This window comes from Paucisalibacillus globulus, from assembly GCF_900184735.1.
Taxonomy (GTDB): Bacteria; Bacillota; Bacilli; order Bacillales; family Amphibacillaceae; genus Ornithinibacillus; species Ornithinibacillus globulus_B.
Map to the genome: position 1 here is coordinate 1 of NZ_LT855403.1, position 2,311 is coordinate 2,311.

Genomic DNA, 2,311 nt, shown 5'->3' on the forward strand with positions numbered 1-2,311 from the left:
GCGCCTCCGTTACCTTTTAGGAGGCGACCGCCCCAGTCAAACTGCCCGCCTGACACTGTCTCCGAACCGGATCACGGTCCTGGGTTAGAAGGTCCATACAGCCAGGGTGGTATCCCACGGATGCCTCCACCGTAAGCTAGCGCTCACGAGTCAATGGCTCCCACCTATCCTGTACAAGCTGCACAGACATTCAATATCAGGCTACAGTAAAGCTCCACGGGGTCTTTCCGTCCTGTCGCGGGTAATGCGCATCTTCACGCATAGTATAATTTCACCGGGTCTCTCGTTGAGACAGTGCCCAAATCGTTACACCTTTCGTGCGGGTCGGAACTTACCCGACAAGGAATTTCGCTACCTTAGGACCGTTATAGTTACGGCCGCCGTTTACTGGGGCTTCGGTTCAAAGCTTCGGACCTAAGTCCTAACCCATCCCCTTAACCTTCCAGCACCGGGCAGGTGTCAGCCCCTATACTTCGCCTTTCGGCTTCGCAGAGACCTGTGTTTTTGCTAAACAGTCGCTTGGGCCTATTCACTGCGGCTTCTCATGCAAGAAGCACCCCTTCTCCCGAAGTTACGGGGTCATTTTGCCGAGTTCCTTAACGAGAGTTCTCCCGCTCACCTTAGGATTCTCTCCTCGCCTACCTGTGTCGGTTTGCGGTACGGGCACCTATGATCTGGCTAGAGGCTTTTCTTGGCAGTGTGAAATCAGGAACTTCGCTACTATATTTCGCTCCCCATCACAGCTTGAGCTTACGCCAGGCGGATTTGCCTACCTGACACTCTCACTGCTTGGGCGCACACATCCAGTGGTGCGCATTCCCTATCCTACTGCGTCCCCCCATCGCTCATAACGATCATGAGGTGGTACAGGAATATCAACCTGTTGTCCATCGCCTACGCCTTTCGGCCTCGGCTTAGGTCCCGACTAACCCTGAGAGGACGAGCCTTCCTCAGGAAACCTTAGGCATTCGGTGAAAGAGATTCTCACTCTTTTTTCGCTACTCATACCGGCATTCTCACTTCTAAGCGCTCCACCAGTCCTCACGGTCTGACTTCACAGCACTTAGAACGCTCTCCTACCATTGTTCGTAAGAACAATCCGCAGCTTCGGTGATACGTTTAGCCCCGGTATATTTTCGGCGCAGAGTCACTCGACCAGTGAGCTATTACGCACTCTTTAAATGGTGGCTGCTTCTAAGCCAACATCCTGGTTGTCTGTGCAACTCCACATCCTTTTCCACTTAACGTATACTTTGGGACCTTAGCTGGCGGTCTGGGCTGTTTCCCTTTCGTCTATGAACCTTATCACCCATAGACTGACTCCCAAGGTAAAGTAGTTGGCATTCGGAGTTTGACTGAATTCGGTAACCCGATGAGGGCCCCTAGTCCAATCAGTGCTCTACCTCCAATACTCATCCCTTGAGGCTAGCCCTAAAGCTATTTCGGAGAGAACCAGCTATCTCCGTGTTCGATTGGCATTTCACCCCTACCCACACCTCATCCCCGCATTTTTCAACATACGTGGGTTCGGGCCTCCAGTCAGTGTTACCTGACCTTCACCCTGGACATGGGTAGATCACACGGTTTCGGGTCTACGACCGCATACTAATTCGCCCTATTCAGACTCGCTTTCGCTACGGCTCCGTGTCTTCCACTTAACCTCGCATACAATCGTAACTCGCCGGTCCATTCTACAAAAGGTACGCCGTCACCCATTAACGGGCTCCGACTACTTGTAGGCACACGGTTTCAGGTTCTCTTTCACTCCCCTCCCGGGGTGCTTTTCACCTTTCCCTCACGGTACTGGTTCACTATCGGTCACTAGGTAGTATTTAGCCTTGGGAGATGGTCCTCCCGGATTCCGACGGAATTTCACGTGTTCCGCCGTACTCAGGATACACTCCGGAGAGAATTCTTTTTCGATTACAGGGCTGTTACCTTCTACGGCTTACCTTTCCAGGTAGCTTCATCTAAAGAATTCCTTTGTAACTCCGTGTGGAGTGTCCTACAACCCCAAGAAGCAAGCTTCTTGGTTTGGGCTAATTCCGTTTCGCTCGCCGCTACTCAGGAAATCGCATTTGCTTTCTCTTCCTCCGGGTAATGAGATGTTTCAGTTCCCCGGGTCTGCCTTCCATACCCTATGTATTCAGATATGGATACTGCTCCATTACGAACAGTGGGTTTCCCCATTCGGAAATCCTCGGATCGAAGTCTACTTACGACTCCCCGAGGCATATCGGTGTTAGTCCCGTCCTTCATCGGCTCCTAGTGCCAAGGCATCCACCGTGCGCCCTTATTCACTTAACTATCA

Annotated in this window: 1 rRNA gene; it reads right to left on the bottom strand. The window is 52.0% G+C overall.

Annotation, left to right across the window (positions count from 1 at the left end):
• Window positions 1-2,307: ribosomal RNA gene (locus BN999_RS18080) — 23S ribosomal RNA — on the bottom strand; the annotation flags it as partial.
• Window positions 2,308-2,311 lie beyond the last annotated feature (4 nt).